This is a genomic window from Bradyrhizobium tropiciagri (genome assembly GCF_018130505.1).
GTDB lineage: Bacteria > Pseudomonadota > Alphaproteobacteria > Rhizobiales > Xanthobacteraceae > Bradyrhizobium > Bradyrhizobium tropiciagri_B.
In genome coordinates this window covers 400704-421146 of the sequence record NZ_JAFCKH010000005.1, presented here as the reverse complement: position 1 = coordinate 421146, position 20443 = coordinate 400704, and the positions used below count along the sequence as shown (strand labels likewise).

The window sequence follows — 20443 nt, the reverse complement described above, 5'->3', positions numbered from 1 at the left end:
CGTTCAACGGGCGAGAGCGGCCCCGGATTGCGCTTCGCTTCATCCGGGCTACGCAGGACGATCTCAGGACGACGGATCGGGCGCGGATTCGACCACGCCCCGCTTCAGCGCGGCGCGCGCGGCTTCGCGATGCTCGGGAGTGATGTGGCTGGCCACCATGCGGATCGCGGTCGCGAGCACTGCGGCGTCATCGGTGAAGCCGAGGACCGGCAGCATGTCCGGCACGAAATCGAACGGCAGCACGAAATAGGCGATGGCGCCGAGCAGCGATGCCTGAACGTGGCGTGGCGTCTGGCGGTCGAAGGCGCAGTAATAGGCGGCGAGCAGATCCTCGGCGAACGGCAGGCTCACCACCACCTTCTTGAACTTGGTCCAGAAGCGGCGGCGCACGCTTTCGGGGTCCTGCGCCAGCCGGTCGGCAGGCCCAAATCCCACGTCGTGTTCAGTCGATGCCATGACTAAGGTTCCCCGGCGCCGCGTAATACCGCAGCCGCTCGAGCCGAATCTGGGGATGTCAGCCAATCAGCGCAAGATTGCAGCCGCCCGGTCAATTGACCCCGAGCTGCCGCGCGATCGCGTTCATGGCCTTGGCGAGATCGATGTCGCGCTTGGTGACCCCGCTGACCTCATGGGTCGCCAGCACGACCTCGACCGTCTTGTAGACGTTCTTCCATTCCGGATGGTGGTCGTTCTTCTCCGCGACCAGCGCGGCGCGCGCCATGAAGCCGAACGCCTCGTTGAAATCCTTGAACACGAAGGTTTTTGCGATCGCCTCGCGCCCGGCCAGTTCCGACCAGCCCGCCAATTCCCAAAGCGCGGCCTTGCGGGCCTCCGCTGACAGCCGTTCGACCATGGCAACCTCCCGTTTGGCCCCGACTTTAGCCTAACAACTGGCCCACGGCATGGGATCCACGCCGAAATTGAGGCCGAAATCGCGTCCTATGGCCGCTGGTAACCATGACGCAGATGTAACCTCAGGCGGATCATTAATTTGCTACAATGCTGCGATGCGTGTGCGTTGATCGTCCCGAGACCTGACCAAGACCTGACTTCCAAGGATTTTGTTAGCGAGATCGATGACCGACGGCCCCGCCAGCCTATCGCCCAAGCCGCTACGTTCGGCAACGCGGCGGCTGATTTTCGTTCTGATCGCAGGCGCGCTGGCCATCATCGGCGCGCTCGCCGCCGGATATTACTTTGCCATGCGCCCGGTGACGCTGCGGATCGCGGTGGGACCGGCCAACAGCGACGATCTCAGGGTCGTGCAGGCGCTGGCGCAAGCCTTCAACAACCAGCCGCGCAGCCAGGTCAAGCTCCGGCCGGTGCAGACCGACGGCGCCACCGCCAGCGCGCAGACGCTGGCCGACGGCAAGGCCGATCTCGCCATCATCCGCGGCGATCTCGACGTGCCGAAGAACGCGCAGGCGGTCGCAACGCTGCGCAAGAATGTCGTGGTGATGTGGGCGCCGGCCACAAAGGGCAAGGCGCGCAGGGGCGCCAAGATCACCAAGATCACGCAGCTCGCCGGCCGCAAGATCGGGGTCGTCGGCCGCACCCAGGCCAACGTCAATCTGCTGAAGACGATCCTGCAGCAATACGGCGTCGATCCGCTGAAGGTCGAGATCATCCAGTTCCCGGCCAACGAGGCCGCCGAGGCAATCCGGAGCCAGAGGGCCGACGCCTATCTCGCCGCCGGTCCCGCCAACAGCAAGATCACGATCGACGCCATCGCCGCCTCGAGCCGCGACGGCGGCGAGCCGGCCTTCCTCGCGATCGACGCCGCCGAAGCCATCGCGCAGAACCATCCGGCCTATGAGGCCGCGGAGATTCCCGCCGGTTCGCTCGGCTCCGCCAACCGGCCCGAGGACGAAGTCAAGACCATCAGCTTCGCCCACCACATCGTCGCGCGAAGGGGCCTGTCGGACTCGACGGTGGCGGCGTTCACGCGGCAATTGTTCGCGGTGCGGCAACAGCTCAAGAGCGACTTCCCGCTCGCGGCCAAGATCGAGACGCCCGACACCGACAAGGACGCCACCATCCCGGCGCATCCGGGCGCCGCCGCCTTCGTCGACGGCGAGGAGAAGACCTTCCTCGACCGCTACAGCGATTACATCTGGTGGGGCCTGATGGCGCTGTCGGCGATGGGCTCGGCCGGCGCGTGGTTCGCCGGCTATCTCAAGCAGGACGAGCGCAACACCAACACCTCGCAGCGCGAGCGCCTGCTGGAGATGCTGAAGACCGCGCGGCAGAGCGATTCGACCGACGAGCTCGACCAGCTGCAGGCCGAAGCCGACGACATCCTGCGCCACACGCTATTGTGCTACGAGCACGGCGCCATCGAAGAGGGCACGCTGACCGCGTTCAACATCGCGCTCGAGCAGTTCCACAACGCCGTCGCCGACCGCAAGGCGCTGCTGATGAGCATGCCCCAGAATTTGCAGCGCGCCGCTACGCAGTTCAGGGCAGCGGGAACGGCGTGAAGTTCTACTGAGCGCGCCTCACTTCCGTGAGGGAGCCACCGACGGCAGGGCTCCCTCTCCGCTTGCGGGAGAGGGGTGCCGCTTGCTCCGCTGCCAAGTTGAGCACGCGACCAGCGCCGCACGATTGAGCGAGCCTCCTTCACCCTCTTCGGCCGGAGCCCGGGGCCACCCCTCTCCCCAACCTTCCCCCGCAAGGGGGAGGGAGCCCTAACAGCAAACTCACCTTACGAATCGGATCTATTCGCAAAGGCCTGCCTCTCCCACATGCGGGTCGGGACCGTCTTCGCGACGCGATAGCCATGCGCGAAAGCCCGTCGCCGCTGGGCGAGCTACCCAAATGGCGAAAACAACCCCATGCAAAGTAGCCGGCGGCTGCCACGACGCACTATCCCGACAGCCCGCTGCCTGCCCCCCCTGTAATCCGGCCGTCATGGAATTTTTCTAGGTCTTTCCTCGCCTGCGGCGCATTGTCGCGTCGTGACGCTGAGGAGCTTTCCATGACGATCCGCCTTTCGCGCAATATTTCGCGCCGACGCTTTCTGTCCACCACGGCCGCGACCGGCGTCGGCCTGATCGCGATGCCGTATCTGTCGCGCGCCGCCGATCGTCCGGTGATCACCCATGGGGTGCAGTCGGGCGATGTCGGCGTCGACGGCGGCGTGGTGTGGGCGCGGGCCGACCGCCCGTCACAGATGATCGTCGAGGTCGCGACTACCGAATCGTTCAAGGACGCCCGCACGCTGCCGCCGATCGCGGCGCTGCCGGAAAGCGACTTCACCGCCAAGATGCTGCTGGAGAACCTGCCGGCGGGCCAGGACATCTTCTACCGCGTCCGCTTCCGCGACCTCTCGCACACCGACATCGTCGGCGAGCCGGTGCTCGGCCGCTTCCGCACTGCGCCGGGCGACCGCCGCGACGTCTCCTTCGTGTGGGGCGGGGACGTCGCCGGCCAAGGCTGGGGCATCAATCCCGACGACGGCGGCATGATCACCTTCGCCGCGATGAAGAAGCACAATCCGGATTTCCTGCTGCACTCCGGCGACACCATCTATGCCGACGGCGTGATCCCTGCCGAGGTCAAGCTTCCCGACGGCAAGGTCTGGAAGAACCTCACCATTCCCGAGAAGGCCAAGGTCGCCGAGACGCTCGACGAATACCGCGCGGCGCACAAGTACAACATGCTCGATGCGAACGTGCGCGCCTTCAACGCCGAGGTGCCGATCTTCGTGCAGTGGGACGATCACGAGGTGACTAACAACTGGTCGCTGTCGAAGCAGCTGCCCGCCGCCTACAAGGAGCGCGACATCACGCTGCTCGCCGCCCGCGCCGCCCGCGCCTTCCACGAGATGTATCCGATGCGCGAGAGCATCGTCGAGCCGGGCCGGGTCTACCGCACGCTGAGCTACGGTCCGCATCTCGACGTGTTCATGCTCGACGAGCGCAGCTATCGCGGCCCGAACGGTCCGAACCTCCAGGAGAGCTACGATCCCGGCGCCTATTTCCTCGGGCCCGACCAGCTCGCCTGGCTGAAGCGCGGCCTGCTCAACTCGCGCGCCACCTGGAAGGTGATCGCCTCCGACATGCCGCTGTCGCTGATCGTCTATGACGATGCCACCAACAAGAAGGGCTCGGAGGCCTTCGCCCAGGGCGACGGCCCGGCGCGCGGCCGTGAACTCGAGATCGCCGACATCCTGCGCTTCATCAAGACGTCGGGCGTCGTCAACACGGTGTGGCTGACTGCCGACGTGCACTACGCCGCCGCGCACTACTACAACCCGAACAAGGCCCAGTTCCAGGACTTCGACCCGTTCTGGGAGTTCGTCTCCGGCCCGCTGCACGCCGGCACGTTCGGCCCGAACGAACTCGACAACACGTTCGGTCCCGAGGTGAAGTTCGTCAAGGCGCCGGGCGAAGCCAACCAGAACCTGCCGCCGTCGGCCGACATGCAGTTCTTCGGCCACGTCAAGATCGACGGCAAGAGCGGCCAGATGACGGTGAGCCTGCGCGACCGCAAGGATGTCGAGCTGTGGGCGATCACGCTCGATCCGAAGCAGGTTTAAGCCGGCGCGAACCGGCTACTTGCACACTGCCGGCGTGCTGCGCCATCGGCGCAGCGCAGCCTGCAGCGCATCGGCCGGGCACGGCTTGGTCAGCCGCGGCTTGCCGGCAAGCGATGACGGCAGGCTGACCTCGGAGCCGTAGCCGCTCACGAACACATAGGCGATCCTGAGCGCGTCGAGCCGTTCGGCGATCGCGAACGGCGTCTCGCCCCTGACCAAAGCGAGGTCGAGCAGCGCGAAATCCGGCGCCCGCGCGGCGATCAGTTCGAGCGCGCGCGCCACACTGGGAGCGGCGCGGACCGTCTTCGCGCCGAACCGCAGGATGGTGTCCTCGAAATCGAGCGCGATGATCGGATCGTCCTCGACGATCAGGACATCGGCGGGCATGCCGTTGCAGAAGGCGGATTCCATGGTTCGCCAGAGTCCGTTTCCAAAGGCTGGAGGAAAGGCCGGATCAGTGTCCGGCCGGATGGCCCGCGACCGGCGCCCTGCGGCACGCCGGTTGTTCCCGGAATGAAACCAGCACATCACGCGCCGCGTCGTCTGTTCACTAGTGAACATAAAAGCTGGAACTTTTCGCTTACTGTCTGCGTTGGGTAGGCAGGAATTTCCAATGATCACGCGACATATAGAGTTGGCCGGGGCGACTGACCGGCCATTCAACAATCTTTTGCGCCGGCTCAACGTCATCGACTATGAGCTGATTGCGCCGCATCTCACGCTGCTGGACGCCGCGGCCAACGACTTGCTCTACAACCCCGGCGACGATGTCCAGACCGTGCATTTTCCGTGCGGGCCGAGCCTCGTCTCCTACATGGTGCCCAATGAAGACGGGCGCGATGTCGAGACCATCCTGGTCGGCCGCGAGGGCGCCGTCGGCGGCATCGTCAGCCAGGGTTTTCTGCCGGCCTATACTCGCATCACCGTCAAGTTCGGCGGGCCGTTCGCGCGGCTGCCGATCAGCAAGCTCGACGCCGCCAAGTTGAACTCGATCTCGGTGCGCAACATCTTCGCGCGCTACGCCGACTGCATGCTGGCGCAGATCTTCCAGTCGACCGCCTGCAACGCGATCCACTCGATCGAGCAGCGCGCCGCGAAATGGATCATCTCGGCGATGGAGCGCACCAACGGCAACGGCGTGGTGCCGCTGACCCATGAGCAGCTTTCCACCCTGCTCGGCGTCGGCCGCAGCTACACCAGCCGCGTGATCCAGAACTTCAAGGCCGAAGGCGTGCTGGACACCCGCCGCGGCGCGATCCTGATCCGCAATCCGGAGGGCCTGCGGACGCGCGCCTGCCTGTGCAACGACGCGGTCAAGGATCACTTCGAGGAGGTGCTGCGCGGTGTCTATCCGGCCGAGGACAATCCGGCGAACTAGCGCACGATCCGTAAGGGCGATGCGGTCACCCGCCGTCAAGCGCGGCGAGACGATCGGCTTCCTTGATGTCGTCGACCGTGTTGGCGTTGAAGAACGGATCCAGCGGTTCGGCCGGCCATGCGACGGTCGCGAGCGGATAGCGCGCCGTCCAGCGGTCGATCTTGCGCACATCCTCCACGACCAGCGCCTGGCGCAATTCGTCGCGCAGGCGCACGCTCCAGAGGCCGATCACCGGATGGGTCTGATCGCCGGAGGCGGCGACCGCGAGTTCGGCCTGCTGCGCGACACGCGCTTCGTCCAGGCGCTTGACGAGGTCGCGGGGCAGAAACGGACAGTCGCCGGCCGCGCTCAGCACCCATTTCGCATCGGGACGGTTTGCCGCAGCCCAGTCCAGTGCCGCCAGGATACCGGCGAGCGGACCGGGGAAGTCGGCGACATCGTCGGCGATCACCGGAAGGCCGAACGCGGCGAACCGCGCCGGGTCGCCGTTGGCGTTGATGATCAGTTCGGAGCATTGCGGCGCGAGCCGGTCGATCACGCGCTGCAGAATGGTGCGGCCCGCGATCTGGCGCATCGGCTTGTCGCCGCCGCCCATCCGCCGCGCAAGCCCGCCGGCAAGCACCACACCCGGGATATCAGTCATCGCCACCCTCGCCCTTGCGCTTGTGACGCATGGATTCCTCTTCGACGTAGTCGAGATTCTGGTCGTAAACGATCCGCTCCTCGCCCGACAGCGCGATGAAGCGCTTGCCGCGGGCGCGCCCCACCAGCGTCAACCCTACCTGCCGCGCCAGCTCGACGCCCCACGCCGTGAAGCCGGAGCGAGAGACCAGGATCGGAATGCCCATCCGCACCGTCTTGATCACCATCTCCGAGGTCAGCCGTCCGGTCGTGTAGAGGATCTTGTCCGCCGGATCGACGTTGTGGCGATAGATCCAGCCGGCGATCTTGTCGACCGCATTGTGCCGGCCGACGTCCTCGGTGTAGCAGACCGGCGTACTCTCCTTGCACAGAACGCAGCCGTGGATCGCGCCCGCCTCCAGATAGAGCGACGGCATCGTGTTGATGGTGTGCGTCATCCGGTAGAGCCAGGAGGTGCGCAGCTCGGCTTTCGGCAGCGCGACCTTCTCGACGGCTTCCAGCAGGTCGCCGAACGCCGTCCCTTGGGCGCAGCCCGAGGTCTGCGTGCGCTTCTTCAGCTTCGCCTCAAAGTTCGTGTGATGCTCGGTGCGCACCACGACGACCTCGAGATCGTCGTCATATTCGACCTCGGTCACGACGTCGTCGTATTTCAGCATGTTCTGGTTCAGCAGGTATCCGAGCGCGAGGTATTCGGGATAGTCGTTGATCGTCATCATCGTGACGATCTCCTGCGCGTTCAGATAAAGCGTCAACGGCCGCTCGACGGGTACCCTGATCTCGGTCCGCGCCCCGGTCTGATCGATGCCGACGACGCGCTCGGTCAGTCGCGGATCGTTCGGATCCGGAACAATGATGGGAGCGGTTGTTTTCTCGGTCACTGGCGGACGTCCGGATGGGTTCACAATTCAGCGGAGCTGAGGATATAAGCACGATCGGAGACCGACTGGCCACAGCGGGAACTGGCATCCATGTGGCCCGGCCTTTGGGACAACGCTACGGCTCGCGATTGAGCCGAACACATGTTCTCGATGACCGAGGACTGAGGAACACAATGGCGCAGCTTTCGGACGACTGCTTCGCGTTCGGCGGACCGATGATGTCGGTCGACGAGGCCGTTGCGATCATCGCCGCACGCGTCAAGCCTGTCGGCGAGACGGAAGCTGTTGCCTTGCTCGATGCCGACGGACGCATCCTCGCCGGCGACGTCGCCGCACCGCTGCCGCTGCCGCCTTTCATGAATTCGGCGGTCGACGGCTACGCCGTCTCGGGCGCGGACCTGCCGGCGAGCGGCGAGCGTGCATTTCCGGTCGACGGGCGCGTACAGGCCGGAGCATCCGCGCAGCCGGCCCGGCCCGGCCATGCCGTCCGCATCTTCACCGGCGCGCCGATGCCATCAGGCACCGACACCGTGTTCATGCAGGAGGACGTGCGGATTGACGATGCTGGAAGGGTGGTCCTGCCGTCCGGCCTGAAGGCCGGCGCGAATGTGCGTCCCGCCGGTGAGGACATTGCGCGCGGTCATGTCGCGCTCGCATCGGGCAGGCGCCTGCGCCCGCAGGACGTCGCGGTCGCCGCGGCCTTCGGGCTGACGACGCTCGACGTGGTGCGGCGCCTTCGCGTCGGCGTGTTCTCCACCGGCGACGAACTGGCCGCGCCGGGCGCTGCGCGCAGCGAGGCTCAATTGTTCGATTCCAACCGATTCATGCTGATGGCGATGTTGCGGAGGCTCGGTTGCGAGATCGGCGATCTCGGCATCCTGCGCGACGAACAGGCCGGGCTCGCCGCGGCGCTCAAGCAAGCCGCAGGACGTTACGACCTGATCCTGACCACCGGCGGCGTGTCGACCGGCGAAGAGGACCACGTCAAGGCCGGCATCGAGCAGGCCGGCTCGCTGGTGCTGTGGCGGATGGCGATCAAGCCGGGCCGTCCGGTGGCGATGGGGATCATCGACGGCACGCCGCTGATCGGCCTGCCCGGCAATCCGGTCGCGAGCTTCGTCACCTTCGTCCACGTCGTGCGGCCGACGGTGCTGGCGCTCTCGGGAGCGGCACCATCTGCCTTGCTGCCGATGCCGGTTCGGGCCGCGTTCAGCTACAAGAAGAAGAGCGGACGGCGCGAATACGTCCGCGTCTCGCTGCGGCGGGCGGCGGACGGTTCGCTGGAGGCGACCAAATTTCCTCGCGAAGGCGCGGGCCTGCTGTCGTCGCTGACCGAGACCGACGGACTGGTCGAACTCGGCGAGACCATCGTGCAGGTCGCGCCGGGCGATGCCGTCGGCTTTCTCGGCTACGCCGATCTGTTTTAGGCAGCGAGAGAACAGGTCCATTCTATCGTCGTTACGATAGAGGATTCAGATCGCCCGATAGACAAACATTAACAACGAACCGGCGCGGCAACCCGACGCTCCTGGAAGCGTTCTAAATATGCTTGCCTGTGGCATGCCAAGGATTAGAGTTCGCTGAACAGCGCAAATTCGCGCAAAGCGGGGTTTCATGGTTGGAGACGTTCATAAAGTCCGCGCCTTCGAGCATCCGGGACAAGGCAGGAAACGGGCAAAGGCCACGCCCAAGGGACGTCAGGTCGATCCGACCGCAGCTCATGAAATCGAGACGCTGCTGGGCGACCGCCCGCGGCAGCGCGACCTGCTGATCGAATATCTCCATTTGATCCAGGACAAGTACCATCAGATCTCGGCCGCGCATCTTGCCGCGCTCGCCGACGAGATGAAGCTCTCATTCGCAGAGGTTTTCGAGACCGCCACCTTCTATGCGCATTTCGATATCGTGAAGGAAGGCGAGCCGAACGTGGCGCCGCTGACCGTGCGCGTCTGCGATTCCTTGACCTGCGCGATGCTCGGCGGCGAGAAGCTGCTCAAGGATCTTCAGAACCATGCCGGTCCCGGCATCCGCGTGGTGCGCGCCCCGTGCGTCGGCCGCTGCGACACGGCGCCTGCCGCGGAGGTCGGCCACAACTTCGTCGATCATGCGACTGTCGCGAACGTGCTCGCCGCGGCGAAGAGCGGCGACACGCATGTGCATCTTCCGACTTATGTCGACTACGACGCCTATGTGGCCGGCGGCGGCTACAAGCTGCTGACGCGCCTGCGCTCGGGCGATCTGCCGCGCGAGGGCCTGCTGAAGGCGCTCGACGATGCCTCGCTTCGCGGCCTCGGCGGCGCCGGTTTTCCGACCGGCCGCAAGTGGCGCGCCGTGCTCGGCGAGCCCGGTCCGCGGCTGATGGCGGTCAACGGCGACGAAGGCGAGCCCGGCACGTTCAAGGATCGCTACTACCTCGAGACTGATCCGCATCGCTTCCTCGAAGGAATGCTGATCGGCGCGCACGTGGTGGAGGCGCCGGAAGTCTACATCTACATCCGCGACGAGTATCCGGCCTGCCGCGAGATCCTCGACCGCGAGATCGCAAGACTTCCTCCCGGCGGTCCGAAGCTGCATCTGCGACGCGGCGCCGGCGCCTATATCTGCGGCGAAGAGTCTTCGCTGCTCGAATCGATCGAAGGCAAGCGCGGCCTGCCGCGGCACAAGCCGCCCTATCCGTTCCAGGTCGGTCTGTTCGGCCTGCCGACGCTGATCAACAACATCGAAACGCTGTGGTGGGTTCGCGACATCGTCGAGAAGGGCGCCGACTGGTGGAAGAGCCACGGCCGCAACGAGCGCCAGGGCCTGCGCAGTTTTTCGGTGTCGGGCCGCGTCAAGGATCCCGGCGTCAAGCTCGCCCCGGCCGGCATCACCGTGCGCGAGCTGATCGATGAGTTCTGCGGCGGGATGGCCGACGGCCATACGCTGCAGGCCTATCTGCCGGGCGGCGCATCCGGCGGCATCCTGCCGGCGTCGATGGACGACATCCCGCTCGATTTCGGCACCCTGGAGAAATACGGCTGCTTCATCGGTTCCGCCGCCGTCGTCATCCTCTCTCAGGCCGATGACGTCAGGGACGCCGCGCTGAACCTGATGAAGTTCTTCGAGGATGAGAGCTGCGGGCAATGCACGCCGTGCCGCGCGGGCACCGAGAAAGCGGCGCTGCTGATGCAGCAACCGGTTTGGAACAAGGAATTGCTCGACCAATTGAGCCAGGCGATGCGCGATGCGTCGATCTGCGGCCTCGGTCAGGCGGCCTCCAATCCGCTGACGTCAGTGATCAAATATTTTCCGGACGGGTTTCGTCCGCAGCAAGCCGCCGAATAGGCGGATCGGGCAGGGCGAACTTCGACGAGGATCGGTATGAGCAACGACAAGAACTCTCCGCCGCAGGGCTACGGCCACGACGCCAAGGGCGCGGCCGGAGGAAAGAACGTCCCCGACGGCCGCGTGACCGTCACGCACAGCGAGCCGATCGGCAAGGTCGGCGGCACCGGCGGCGGACCGGCGATGATCCAGTTCGAGCTCGACGGCCAGCAGGTCGCAGCGCGCGCCGGCGAAACCATCTGGCAGGTCGCGAAGCGCCAGGGCACCGAGATCCCGCATCTCTGCTACTCGCCTGAGCCGGACTACAGGCCGGACGGCAACTGCCGCGCCTGCATGGTCGAGATCGAAGGCGAGCGCGTGCTGGCGGCGTCCTGCAAGCGAACGCCGACGGTCGGCATGAAGGTGAAGTCGGCCAGCCAGCGCGCGGTGGCAGCGCAGAAGATGGTCATGGAGCTTCTGGTGGCGGATCAGCCGGCGCGCGAGACCTCGCACGATCCGGATTCGAAGTTCTGGCACTGGGCCGAGAAGACCGGCGTCACCGAAAGCCGCTTCCCCGCGGCCGAGCGCTGGGAGGCCGACGCCAGCCATCCCGCGATGCGCGTCAATCTCGACGCCTGCATCCAGTGCGGACTGTGCGTGCGCGCCTGCCGCGAGGTGCAGGTCAACGACGTCATCGGCATGGCTTATCGGAGTCACGGCTCGAAGATCGTGTTCGACTTCGACGACCCGATGGGCGAGTCCACCTGCGTCGCCTGCGGCGAATGCGTGCAGGCCTGCCCGACCGGCGCGCTGATGCCGGCGGTGATGCTCGACGACCAGCAGACTCGCGTCACCTATCCCGACCGCAAGGTGGATTCGCTGTGCCCGTATTGCGGCGTCGGCTGCCAGGTCACCTACGAGGTCAAGGACGAGAAGGTGATCTACGCGGAAGGCCGCGACGGCCCCGCCAACCACAACCGGCTCTGCGTCAAGGGCCGTTTCGGCTTCGACTACATCCATCACCCCAACCGCCTGACCAAGCCGCTGGTGCGGCTGCCGGGCGTCAAGAAGGATGCCAACGACCAGGTCGATCCAGCCAATCCCTACACCCATTTCCGCGAGGCGACGTGGGAAGAGGCGCTGGATATCGCGGCCAACGGCCTGAAGAAGATCCGCGACGAGAAGGGCCCCAAGGCGCTCGCCGGCTTCGGTTCGGCCAAGGGCTCCAACGAGGAAGCCTATCTATTCCAGAAGCTGGTGCGCACCGGCTTCGGCTCCAACAATGTCGACCACTGTACGCGGCTCTGCCACGCCTCATCGGTGGCGGCGCTGTTCGAAGGCCTCAGCTCCGGCGCGGTGTCAGCGCCGTTCTCGGCGGCAGCCGACGCGGAGGTGATCTGGGTGATCGGCGCCAATCCGACCGTGAACCATCCGGTCGCCGCGACCTTCATCAAGAACGCCGCCAAGCGCGGCGCCAAGCTGTTCGTGATGGATCCGCGCCGGCAGACGCTGTCGCGCCATGCGACCGAACATCTGCAGTTCAAGCCGGGCAGCGACGTCGCGATGCTGAACGCGATGATCCACACCATCATCGCCGAAGGCCTGACCGACGAGCAGTACATCGCCGGCTACACCGAGGGGTTTGAAGACCTCAAGGAGAAGATCAAGGAATTTCCGCCGGAGAAGATGGAGGCGATCTGCGGCATCCCGGCGGAGACCCTGCGCGAGGTGGCACGCACCTACGCGCGCGCCAAGTCGTCGATCATCTTCTGGGGCATGGGCATCAGCCAGCATGTCCACGGCACCGACAATGCGCGCTGCCTGATCGCGCTCGCGCTGATCACCGGCCAGGTCGGCCGCCCCGGCACCGGACTGCATCCGCTGCGCGGCCAGAACAACGTGCAGGGCGCCTCCGACGCCGGCCTGATCCCGATGTTCCTGCCCGACTATCAGCCGGTCGGCCGCGACGACATGCGCGGCGCCTTCGAGAAGCTGTGGGGTCAGGAACTCGATCCGGTGCGCGGGCTGACCGTCGTCGAGATCATGAACGCGATCCATGCCGGCGAGATCCACGGCATGTATGTCGAGGGCGAGAATCCCGCGATGTCCGACCCGGACCTGCAGCACGCGCGCGAAGCGCTGGCCATGCTGGATCATCTCGTCGTGCAGGACCTGTTCGTCACCGAGACGGCGTTCCACGCCGACGTCATCCTGCCGGCCTCGGCGTTCGCCGAAAAGTCCGGCTCCTTCACCAACACCGACCGCCGCGTGCAGCTGGCGCGCGAGGTGATCAAGCCGCCGGGCGATGCACGGCAGGATCTCTGGATCATCCAGGAGATCGGTAAGCGGATGGGGCTGCCCTGGAATTATGCGGGACCGGGCGAGGTCTTCACCGAGATGGCCGAGCTGATGCCGTCGCTGAAGAACATCACCTGGGACCGCCTGGTCCGCGAGGGTGCGGTAACCTATCCGGTCGACGATCCGGACAAGCCGGGCAACGAGATCATCTTCACCACCGGTTTCCCGACCGAGAGCGGCCGCGGCAAGATCGTGCCGGCCAAGGTGATCCCGCCGGACGAGCTGCCTGACGACGAGTATCCGATGGTGCTGTCGACCGGACGCGTGCTCGAGCACTGGCACACCGGCTCGATGACGCGCCGCGCCCAGGTGCTCGACCAGATCGAACCCGAGGCGGTCGCGTTCATGACCCCGAAGGACATGCGCAAGAAGGGGCTCGCCCCCGGCGACTTCATCCGCCTCGAGACGCGCCGCGGCGCGGTCGAGGTCAAGGTGCGCGCTGACCGCGACGTGCCGGAGAACATGGTCTTCATGCCGTTCTGCTACGCGGAGGCGGCGGCCAATTTGCTGACCAACCCGGCGCTCGATCCATTCGGCAAGATTCCGGAATTCAAGTTCTGCGCCGTCCGTGCCGAAAAGATCGATATCCGCACCGCCGCAGAATAGCCGACGCAGATAGGCCGCCAATTTCACCTCTCCCCCGTCTGCGGGGAGAGGTCGGATTGCATCGCCAGATGCAATCCGGGTGAGGGGAGCCTCCGCGAGTCCAATTATTGGTGCCTGTGCGGAGACAGCCCCTCACCCCAACCCTCTCCCTGCAAGAACGGGGAGAGGGAGTCGACAGAGATATCGCGCGCCGCGAAATCCACGCTACACTCGCCTGATGAGCGGGGCTGAACTTCACGCCGTCTTCGACGTCGCTGCATGGTGCGCCGCGGGAGCTTCCATGTGGTGGCTGTCGCGGGTGCGCGGGCTGCAATTTCCAAAACAATCGTTCGAACTGTCCTACATCGCCGCGCTGGTGTTCGGTGCCGGGATCGGGGCCTACATCTTCGGCACGCTGAACCTGTGGCTGTCGGGCATGCCGGGCATCGCCCGCTCGGTGGAGGGCGCGCTGGCCGGCGGCATCATCGCGATCGAACTCTACAAATGGCGGCACGGTATTTCGCTGCGCACCGGCGCGCGGTTCGCGCTGCCGCTCGCCATCGGCGTCGCGGTCGGCCGGCTCGGCTGCTATTTCGCGGGACTCGACGACTTCACCTACGGCACGCCGACCACGCTGCCCTGGGGCCACGATTTCGGCGACGGCATCCTGCGTCATCCGGTGCAGCTCTATGAGAGCCTGGCGATGGCGGCGTTCGCCGTCTTCTACGTATGGGCGGTGTTGAACCGCAACGCCGCAATCATCACCAATGGATTCTACCTCGTCCTGTTCTACTACGGACTGCAGCGCTTCATCTGGGAATTCATCAAGCCTTATGGCGCGCTGATCGGCCCGTTCTCGCTGTTCCACCTGCTGTCGCTGTTTGTCATGGTCTACGCCGCCGTCATGCTGGCGACGGCGCCAAATGTGAGTGTGAAGCATGAACGCGCCGCTGCGTAAGGCCCGTCCCTACATCTTCTGGGGCCAGACCCAATCGCTCTGCGAAACCTGCCTGACCTTGGTGCCGACCAAGATCCAGATTCTCGGCAACGAGGTCTGGTACGAGAAGCGCTGCAAGCAGCACGGCGTGCAGTCGACGCTGGTCTCGACCGATTCGGCCTATTGGCGGCTGTGCAAGGATTTCATCAAGCCCGGCGACCGCCCGCTCGCCTTCCAGCGCCACACCGAATTCGGCTGCCCCTATGATTGCGGGCTGTGCCCGGACCACGAGCAGCACTCTTGCCTCGCGCTGATCGAGATCACCGAGCACTGCAACCTGACCTGCCCGGTGTGCTTTGCCGATTCCTCGCCGGCGCGAACCAAATTCACGCCGCTGGCCAGGATCGAGACCATGCTGGACGCGCTGGTCGCGAGCGAGGGCGAGCCGGACCTCGTGCAGATCTCCGGCGGCGAGCCGACGCTGCATCCGGATTTCTTCGCTATCCTCGACGCGGTGCGGGCGCGGCCGATCCGCCATGTCATGATCAACACCAATGGCCTGCGCATCGCGCGCGAGCCGGAGTTCGTGGCCAAGCTCGCCGAGAACAAGCGCGGGCTGGAAGTCTATCTGCAGTTCGATTCGCTCGAGCGCGATGCGCTGGTCAATCTGCGCGGCGCCGACCTGCGCAAGATTCGCCAGCAGGCATTGGAGAATCTCGAGCGCTACGGCGTCTCGACCACGCTGGTCGCCACCATCAAGCGCGGCGTCAACGACGCCGAGATCGGCGACATCGTCCGCCACGCGCTGACCTGGAAGTGCGTCCGCGGCGTCACGCTGCAGCCGGTGCAGGATGCCGGCCGCAACGAGAATTTCGACAAGAACACCGACCGGATCATGCTGTCGGAGATTCGCCAGCGCGTGATCGAAACCGGCGTGTTCGGCGACAAGGACATGATCCCGCTGCCCTGCAATCCTGAGAGCATCTCGATCGGCTACGGGCTGCGCAACGGCGACAAGGTGCTGCCGCTGACCTCGCTGATCCCGCAGGAGCAGTTGATCGCGGTGATGCCGAACACGATCAGCCCGGAGAAATATCCGGTGCTGCGGGAAAAATTCGTCGACCTGTTCTCGCTGTCGTCGGGGCCGCTCAACACCTCGGAGCGCGTCTGCGAATTGCTGTGCTGCCTGCCGAGCTTCGAGGTGCCGCAGGGGCTGACTTACGAGAACGTGTTCCGCGTTACCATCGTGCAATTCCTCGATCGCTTCAATTTCTGCGTCGGCAACGTCAAGCGCAGCTGCATCCACTTCGTCACCGAGAGCGGCGCGATCATCCCGTTCGACACCTACAATCTGTTCTACCGCGACGGAAAGATCGACGGCATCCGCGCCGCGCTGGCCGGCCAGACCTACCGCGAGGCCCGGCAGGATGAAGTCGCACCGCGATGAGTGAAACGGGTCCCCCGCCCCTCCCGCCTGCGCGGCCTCCGCCGCCGTCGCAGCTCGGCGGCTGCGGCACCGCATTGATGGCGGTGCTGGGCGCGATCCTGCTGCTGCCGGGGCTCTGCGCGATCCTGTTCATGATCGGCGCGTCGAAGACTGGAGGCATCGACCGGATGCTGGGCGGGCCGATCGTGTTCGGTCTGTTGCTCGGCGCGATCGGCGTGCTGCTGATCTACACCGCCATCACCAGCCAAAAGCGCTGAACCGGGGACCAGCCATGAGCGAGACCAATCCGCCGCCCGTCCCGCCCTCGCCGCCGCCTGCGCCCGCACCGCTGCCACAGCGGAGCGGCTGCGCGACGGCGTTCATGGCGCTGTTCGGGGTGGCCCTGCTGCTTCCCGGCCTCTGTGCCATCCTGTTCGGGGGCGCAATTCTTGCCGACCAGCGCCCCGATCCGACGATCATCTTCCTGGTCCTGCTCGGTCTCATGGCCGGCTTTGCCGGCGCATGGCTGATCTATGCCGCGATCAAGGGGCGCTAGCCGCTGGAATCGATGAACATCTCCGACCCGACCCCGCCGTACCCGCCGCCGCAGCCGCGCAGCGGCTGCGTGACGGCGTTCATGCTGACCGTGGGGATCATCCTGCTGATCCCGGGCGTGCTCTGCGTCATCGTCAGCGCCATGATCGGCGGCTCCGCCAATCCCCTCACCATGCTCGTGATTCTCATGGGTTTTGGCGGGCTTGCGGTGATTGTGTGGACGGTGACCCGGAATTGACCCCTCCTGGGGAACCGCCCAGACCGGCCGTTCCGGGCGAAAATCAGCCGCGTGGACGGCCAATAAACCATTGTTTTTTGGCGATTTCTGACTATATTGCGCCGCAACGCATAGAGGTGCCCGGTCCTGACGACCGGGCTTCCTTTTTGGGGCGATGCGTCCCCGTCAAATTTCTTGGGTAAGAGAGCGTGATCCGGGCCCTTGCGGGCCGCGAGAGCGAGCGACCGGCCGGATGATCCGGCGAGATCGCGCTCAAACCCTTTGCACGACCAGAAGAAGAGCCATGAACCTTCGTAACGTCGCCATCATCGCCCACGTCGACCACGGCAAGACCACCCTCGTCGACCGCCTGCTGCAGCAATCCGGCACCTTCCGCGAAAACCAGAAGGTGACCGAGCGCGCCATGGACTCCAACGACCTGGAGCGCGAGCGCGGCATCACCATCCTGGCCAAGGCGGCCTCGGTGCAGTGGAAGGACATCCGCATCAACATCGTCGATACCCCCGGCCATGCCGATTTCGGCGGCGAGGTCGAGCGCATCCTCAACATGGTGGATGGCGCACTGGTGTTGGTCGACGCCGCGGAAGGCCCGCTGCCGCAGACCAAGTTCGTGGTATCGAAGGCGCTCAAGATCGGCCTGAAGCCGATCGTCGTCATCAACAAGGTCGACCGCCCCGACGCGCGCCCGACCGAGGTCATCAACGAGGTGTTCGACCTGTTCGCGGCGCTCGACGCCAGCGAGGAGCAGCTCGACTTCCCGATCCTCTACGGGTCGGCCAAGCAGGGCTGGATGGCCGACAGCTTCGAGGGTCCGAAGGACCTCGGCATGCAGCCGCTGTTCGACCTGATCGTGCGCCATGTCGAGCCGCCGAAGGTCGAGGAAGGTCCGTTCCGCATGATCGGCACCATCCTCGAAGCCAACCCCTATCTCGGCCGCATCATCACCGGGCGCATCTCGTCCGGCATGATCAAGCCGAACCAGCAGGTCAAGGTGCTGGGCGCCGACGGCAAGCTGATCGAGAGCGGCCGCCTGACCAAGATTCTCGCCTTCCGTGGCCTCGAGCGCACTCCGCTCGATGAGGCCGAGGCCGGCGACATCGTCGCGATCGCGGGCCTCACCAAGGGCACCGTCGCCGACACGTTCTGCGACCCCAGCGTCGAGACGCCGCTGCCGGCGCAGCCGATCGATCCGCCGACGGTCTCGATGTCGTTCATCGTCAACAACTCGCCGCTCGCCGGCACCGAAGGCGACAAGGTGACGAGCCGCATGATCCGCGACCGCCTGCTGCGCGAGGCCGAAGGCAATGTCGCGCTGCGCGTGGTCGAGGCGTCCGACAAGGACTCCATGGAAGTCTCCGGCCGCGGCGAATTGCAGCTCGCGATCCTGATCGAGACCATGCGCCGCGAAGGCTTCGAGCTCTCGGTGTCGCGCCCGCGCGTCGTGCTGCAGAAGGACGAGGCGACCGGCGGCTGGCAGGAACCGATCGAAGAGGTCGTGATCGACGTCGACGAGGAGCATTCCGGCGTCGTCGTGCAGAAGATGAGCGAGCGCAAGGCCGAGATGATCGAGATGCGCCCGTCCGGCGGCAACCGCCTGCGGCTGGTGTTCTACGCGCCGACCCGCGGCCTGATCGGCTATCAGGGCGAACTGCTCACCGACACCCGCGGCACCGCGATCATGAACCGCATCTTCCACGGCTACGCCGCCTACAAGGGCGAGATCCAGGGCCGCCGCAACGGCGTGCTGATCTCGAACGACCAGGGCGAGGCGGTGGCTTACGCGATGTTCAAGCTGGAAGACCGCGGCCCGATGATGATCGAGCCGGGCTGGAAGGTCTACAAGGGCATGATCGTCGGCGAGCACACCCGTGACAACGACCTCGAGATCAACGTGCTCAAGGGCAAGCAGCTCACCAACATCCGCACCACCTCGAAGGACGAGGCGGTGCGCCTGACCCCGCCGATCCGTATGACGCTGGAAAAGGCGCTCGCCTATATCGAGGACGACGAGCTCGTCGAGGTGACGCCGAAGTCGATCCGCTTGCGCAAGAAGCACCTCGACCCGAACGACCGCAAGCGCGCGGAAAAGGCCAAGGAAGCGGTCGCCTAGTTTACTCTGTCGTCCCCCGGCTCGACCGGGGGACCCAGTACACCGCGGCCCATCGGCTCAAGCACCACTGTCTCTGGAATACCGGATCACCCGCCTTCGCTTTCGCGGGCGATGACAGTCATGCGCGCGGCGGCTTCAGGCCCGGCAGCGAACGTGCTACAGCCGGGGCATGAGTTCCCTTCCCTCCACAGTCGACGTTGCCATCATCGGCGCCGGCGCCGCAGGCCTCGGTGCGGCCAATGCGCTGAAGGACTCCGGCCTCTCCACCATCGTGCTGGAGGCTCGCGACCGGCTCGGCGGCCGCGCGCATACGATCCAGGCCGCGCCTGACGTCGTGTTCGATGTCGGCTGCGGCTGGCTGCATTCGGCCGACAAGAACAGTTTCGTCGCCATCGCCAAAGGGCTCGACTTCGAGATCAACAAGGACCTGCCGCCGTGGCGCGAGCGCGCCTATGGCAAGGCATTCCCGCAGGCCGATCGCGACGAGTTCGTCACCGCGCTGGACCAGTTCTACGACCGCATCGAAGCGGCTGCGCAGTCGGGCAAGGACAGCTCCGCCAATCTCTATCTCGAGCCCGGCAATCGCTGGAATCCGATGATCGATGCGATCTCGACCTATGTGAACGGCTGCGAGCTCGACCAGGCCTCGATCCTCGACATCGACGCCTACGAGGACACCAACATCAACTGGCGGGTGCGGCGCGGCTACGGCGCGCTGATCGCAGCCTATGGCGCGCAGGTACCAGTCGCGCTGAACTGTGAGGTCAAGCTGATCGATCACGCCGGCAAGCGCGTGCGCATCGAGACCTCGCGCGGCACGCTGGAAGCCGACAAGGTGATCGTCACCGTGCCGACCAACCTGATCGCCGATGAAGCGATCCGCTTCTCGCCCGCACTTCCCGACAAGCTCGACGCCGCGCGCGGCCTGCCGCTCGGCCTCGCCGACAAGGTGACGCTGGCGCTCGCCGATCCGGCGACGATGCCGAAGGAAGGCAATCTGCGCGGCGCTACCATGCGCACCGAGATGGGCACCTATCACATCCGCCCGTTCGGCCAGCCCTGCATCGAGGGCTTCTTCGGCGGCCGCTTCGCGCAAGCGCTGGAGGACGCCGGCGACGGCGCGATCGCCGCGCACAGCATCGACGAGATCGTCTCCTTCCTCGGTAACGATTTCCGCCGCAGGCTGAAGCCGCTCAGCGAGTCACGCTGGTCGCACGACAAGTTCGCCCGCGGCTCCTATTCCCACGCCCTCCCCGGCCACGCCGACAAGCGCGAGGTACTCGCCGCGCCGGTCGACGGCCGGCTCTTCTTCGCGGGTGAGGCGACCTCGCCGAACTTCTTCTCTACCGCGCATGGCGCGCGGGACAGCGGCGAAAGGGCGGCGAGGGAAGTCTTGGCTGCGAAGCGGCGCGCTTAGCCTCGTCATTGCGAGCGCAGCGAAGCAATCCATCGGCCCGCATATGCGGAGCACTGGATTGCTTCGTCGCTCCGCT

The 20443-nt window shown here is 65.7% G+C and carries 18 protein-coding genes; 13 read left to right on the top strand and 5 right to left on the bottom strand.

Features of this window, described 5'->3' with window-relative positions; translation table 11 throughout:
- Nucleotides 1-63 precede the first annotated feature (63 nt).
- Both JQ633_RS15630 and JQ633_RS15625 read right to left on the bottom strand, forming a co-directional pair.
- Nucleotides 64-456, bottom strand: coding sequence for a YkvA family protein (locus JQ633_RS15630; RefSeq protein WP_211985923.1), 393 nt, complete (start codon nt 454-456; stop codon nt 64-66).
- Nucleotides 457-547: 91 nt separating this feature from the next.
- Nucleotides 548-853 (bottom strand): 4a-hydroxytetrahydrobiopterin dehydratase, encoded by a 306-nt coding sequence (locus tag JQ633_RS15625; RefSeq protein ID WP_211985922.1) that lies wholly within the window; start codon nt 851-853, stop codon nt 548-550.
- A gap of 223 nt (nt 854-1076) precedes the next feature.
- Here JQ633_RS15625 and JQ633_RS15620 point away from each other — a divergent pair, with 223 nt between their 5' ends.
- Both JQ633_RS15620 and JQ633_RS15615 read left to right on the top strand, forming a co-directional pair.
- Nucleotides 1077-2480, top strand: a complete 1404-nt coding sequence (locus JQ633_RS15620; protein WP_211985921.1) for a TAXI family TRAP transporter solute-binding subunit — start codon at nt 1077-1079, stop codon at nt 2478-2480.
- A 497-nt stretch (nt 2481-2977) separates the two neighbouring features.
- Nucleotides 2978-4540, top strand: a complete 1563-nt coding sequence (locus tag JQ633_RS15615; RefSeq protein WP_211985920.1) for an alkaline phosphatase D family protein — start codon at nt 2978-2980, stop codon at nt 4538-4540.
- A 15-nt stretch (nt 4541-4555) separates the two neighbouring features.
- On the opposite strand, the gene JQ633_RS15610 is transcribed toward JQ633_RS15615, so the two are convergent.
- A complete protein-coding gene (locus JQ633_RS15610) occupies nt 4556-4951 on the bottom strand; it encodes a response regulator (protein WP_211985919.1) in 396 nt (131 codons plus the stop codon).
- A gap of 202 nt (nt 4952-5153) precedes the next feature.
- Between JQ633_RS15610 and JQ633_RS15605 the strand changes: the two genes are divergently transcribed.
- A complete protein-coding gene (locus tag JQ633_RS15605) occupies nt 5154-5918 on the top strand; it encodes a Crp/Fnr family transcriptional regulator (RefSeq protein ID WP_211985918.1) in 765 nt (254 codons plus the stop codon).
- Between the two features lie 25 nt (nt 5919-5943).
- Here the strand turns inward: JQ633_RS15605 and mobA are convergent, their stop codons facing one another.
- Both mobA and JQ633_RS15595 read right to left on the bottom strand, forming a co-directional pair.
- Nucleotides 5944-6561: a molybdenum cofactor guanylyltransferase MobA gene (gene mobA / locus JQ633_RS15600; protein WP_211985917.1), complete on the bottom strand. Its 618-nt coding sequence runs from the start codon at nt 6559-6561 to the stop codon at nt 5944-5946.
- Nucleotides 6554-7438, bottom strand: coding sequence for a formate dehydrogenase accessory sulfurtransferase FdhD (locus JQ633_RS15595; RefSeq protein WP_211985916.1), 885 nt, complete (start codon nt 7436-7438; stop codon nt 6554-6556). Before JQ633_RS15595 ends, mobA begins: the two co-directional genes overlap by 8 nt.
- Nucleotides 7439-7611: 173 nt before the next feature.
- Between JQ633_RS15595 and JQ633_RS15590 the strand changes: the two genes are divergently transcribed.
- The 10 genes from JQ633_RS15590 (at nt 7612) to JQ633_RS15545 (ending at nt 20367) form a co-directional block, all read left to right on the top strand.
- On the top strand, nt 7612-8865 hold the full coding sequence (locus tag JQ633_RS15590; protein WP_211985915.1) for a molybdopterin molybdotransferase MoeA: 1254 nt from the start codon (nt 7612-7614) through the stop codon (nt 8863-8865).
- 187 nt (nt 8866-9052) lie between these two features.
- Nucleotides 9053-10762, top strand: a complete 1710-nt coding sequence (locus JQ633_RS15585; protein ID WP_211985914.1) for an NAD(P)H-dependent oxidoreductase subunit E — start codon at nt 9053-9055, stop codon at nt 10760-10762.
- A gap of 183 nt (nt 10763-10945) precedes the next feature.
- Entirely contained in the window at nt 10946-13705 is a 2760-nt protein-coding gene (gene fdhF, locus JQ633_RS15580) for a formate dehydrogenase subunit alpha (RefSeq protein ID WP_211986072.1), read from the top strand.
- A 217-nt stretch (nt 13706-13922) separates the two neighbouring features.
- A complete protein-coding gene (locus tag JQ633_RS15575) occupies nt 13923-14642 on the top strand; it encodes a prolipoprotein diacylglyceryl transferase (protein WP_211985913.1) in 720 nt (239 codons plus the stop codon).
- Nucleotides 14623-16068, top strand: coding sequence for a radical SAM protein (locus JQ633_RS15570; RefSeq protein ID WP_211985912.1), 1446 nt, complete (start codon nt 14623-14625; stop codon nt 16066-16068). Before JQ633_RS15575 ends, JQ633_RS15570 begins: the two co-directional genes overlap by 20 nt.
- A 77-nt stretch (nt 16069-16145) precedes the next feature.
- Nucleotides 16146-16325 carry a hypothetical protein gene (locus JQ633_RS15565; protein WP_249159333.1) on the top strand — a complete coding sequence of 60 codons (180 nt, stop codon included), beginning with the start codon at nt 16146-16148 and terminating at the stop codon, nt 16323-16325.
- Between the two features lie 14 nt (nt 16326-16339).
- Nucleotides 16340-16603 carry a hypothetical protein gene (locus JQ633_RS15560; RefSeq protein ID WP_211985910.1) on the top strand — a complete coding sequence of 88 codons (264 nt, stop codon included), beginning with the start codon at nt 16340-16342 and terminating at the stop codon, nt 16601-16603.
- A 12-nt stretch (nt 16604-16615) separates the two neighbouring features.
- A complete protein-coding gene (locus JQ633_RS15555) occupies nt 16616-16840 on the top strand; it encodes a hypothetical protein (protein ID WP_211985909.1) in 225 nt (74 codons plus the stop codon).
- A gap of 283 nt (nt 16841-17123) precedes the next feature.
- On the top strand, nt 17124-18950 hold the full coding sequence (typA, locus tag JQ633_RS15550; RefSeq protein WP_211985908.1) for a translational GTPase TypA: 1827 nt from the start codon (nt 17124-17126) through the stop codon (nt 18948-18950).
- Nucleotides 18951-19119: 169 nt separating this feature from the next.
- Nucleotides 19120-20367, top strand: a complete 1248-nt coding sequence (locus JQ633_RS15545) for a flavin monoamine oxidase family protein (protein ID WP_211985907.1) — start codon at nt 19120-19122, stop codon at nt 20365-20367.
- Nucleotides 20368-20443: the final 76 nt, after the last annotated feature.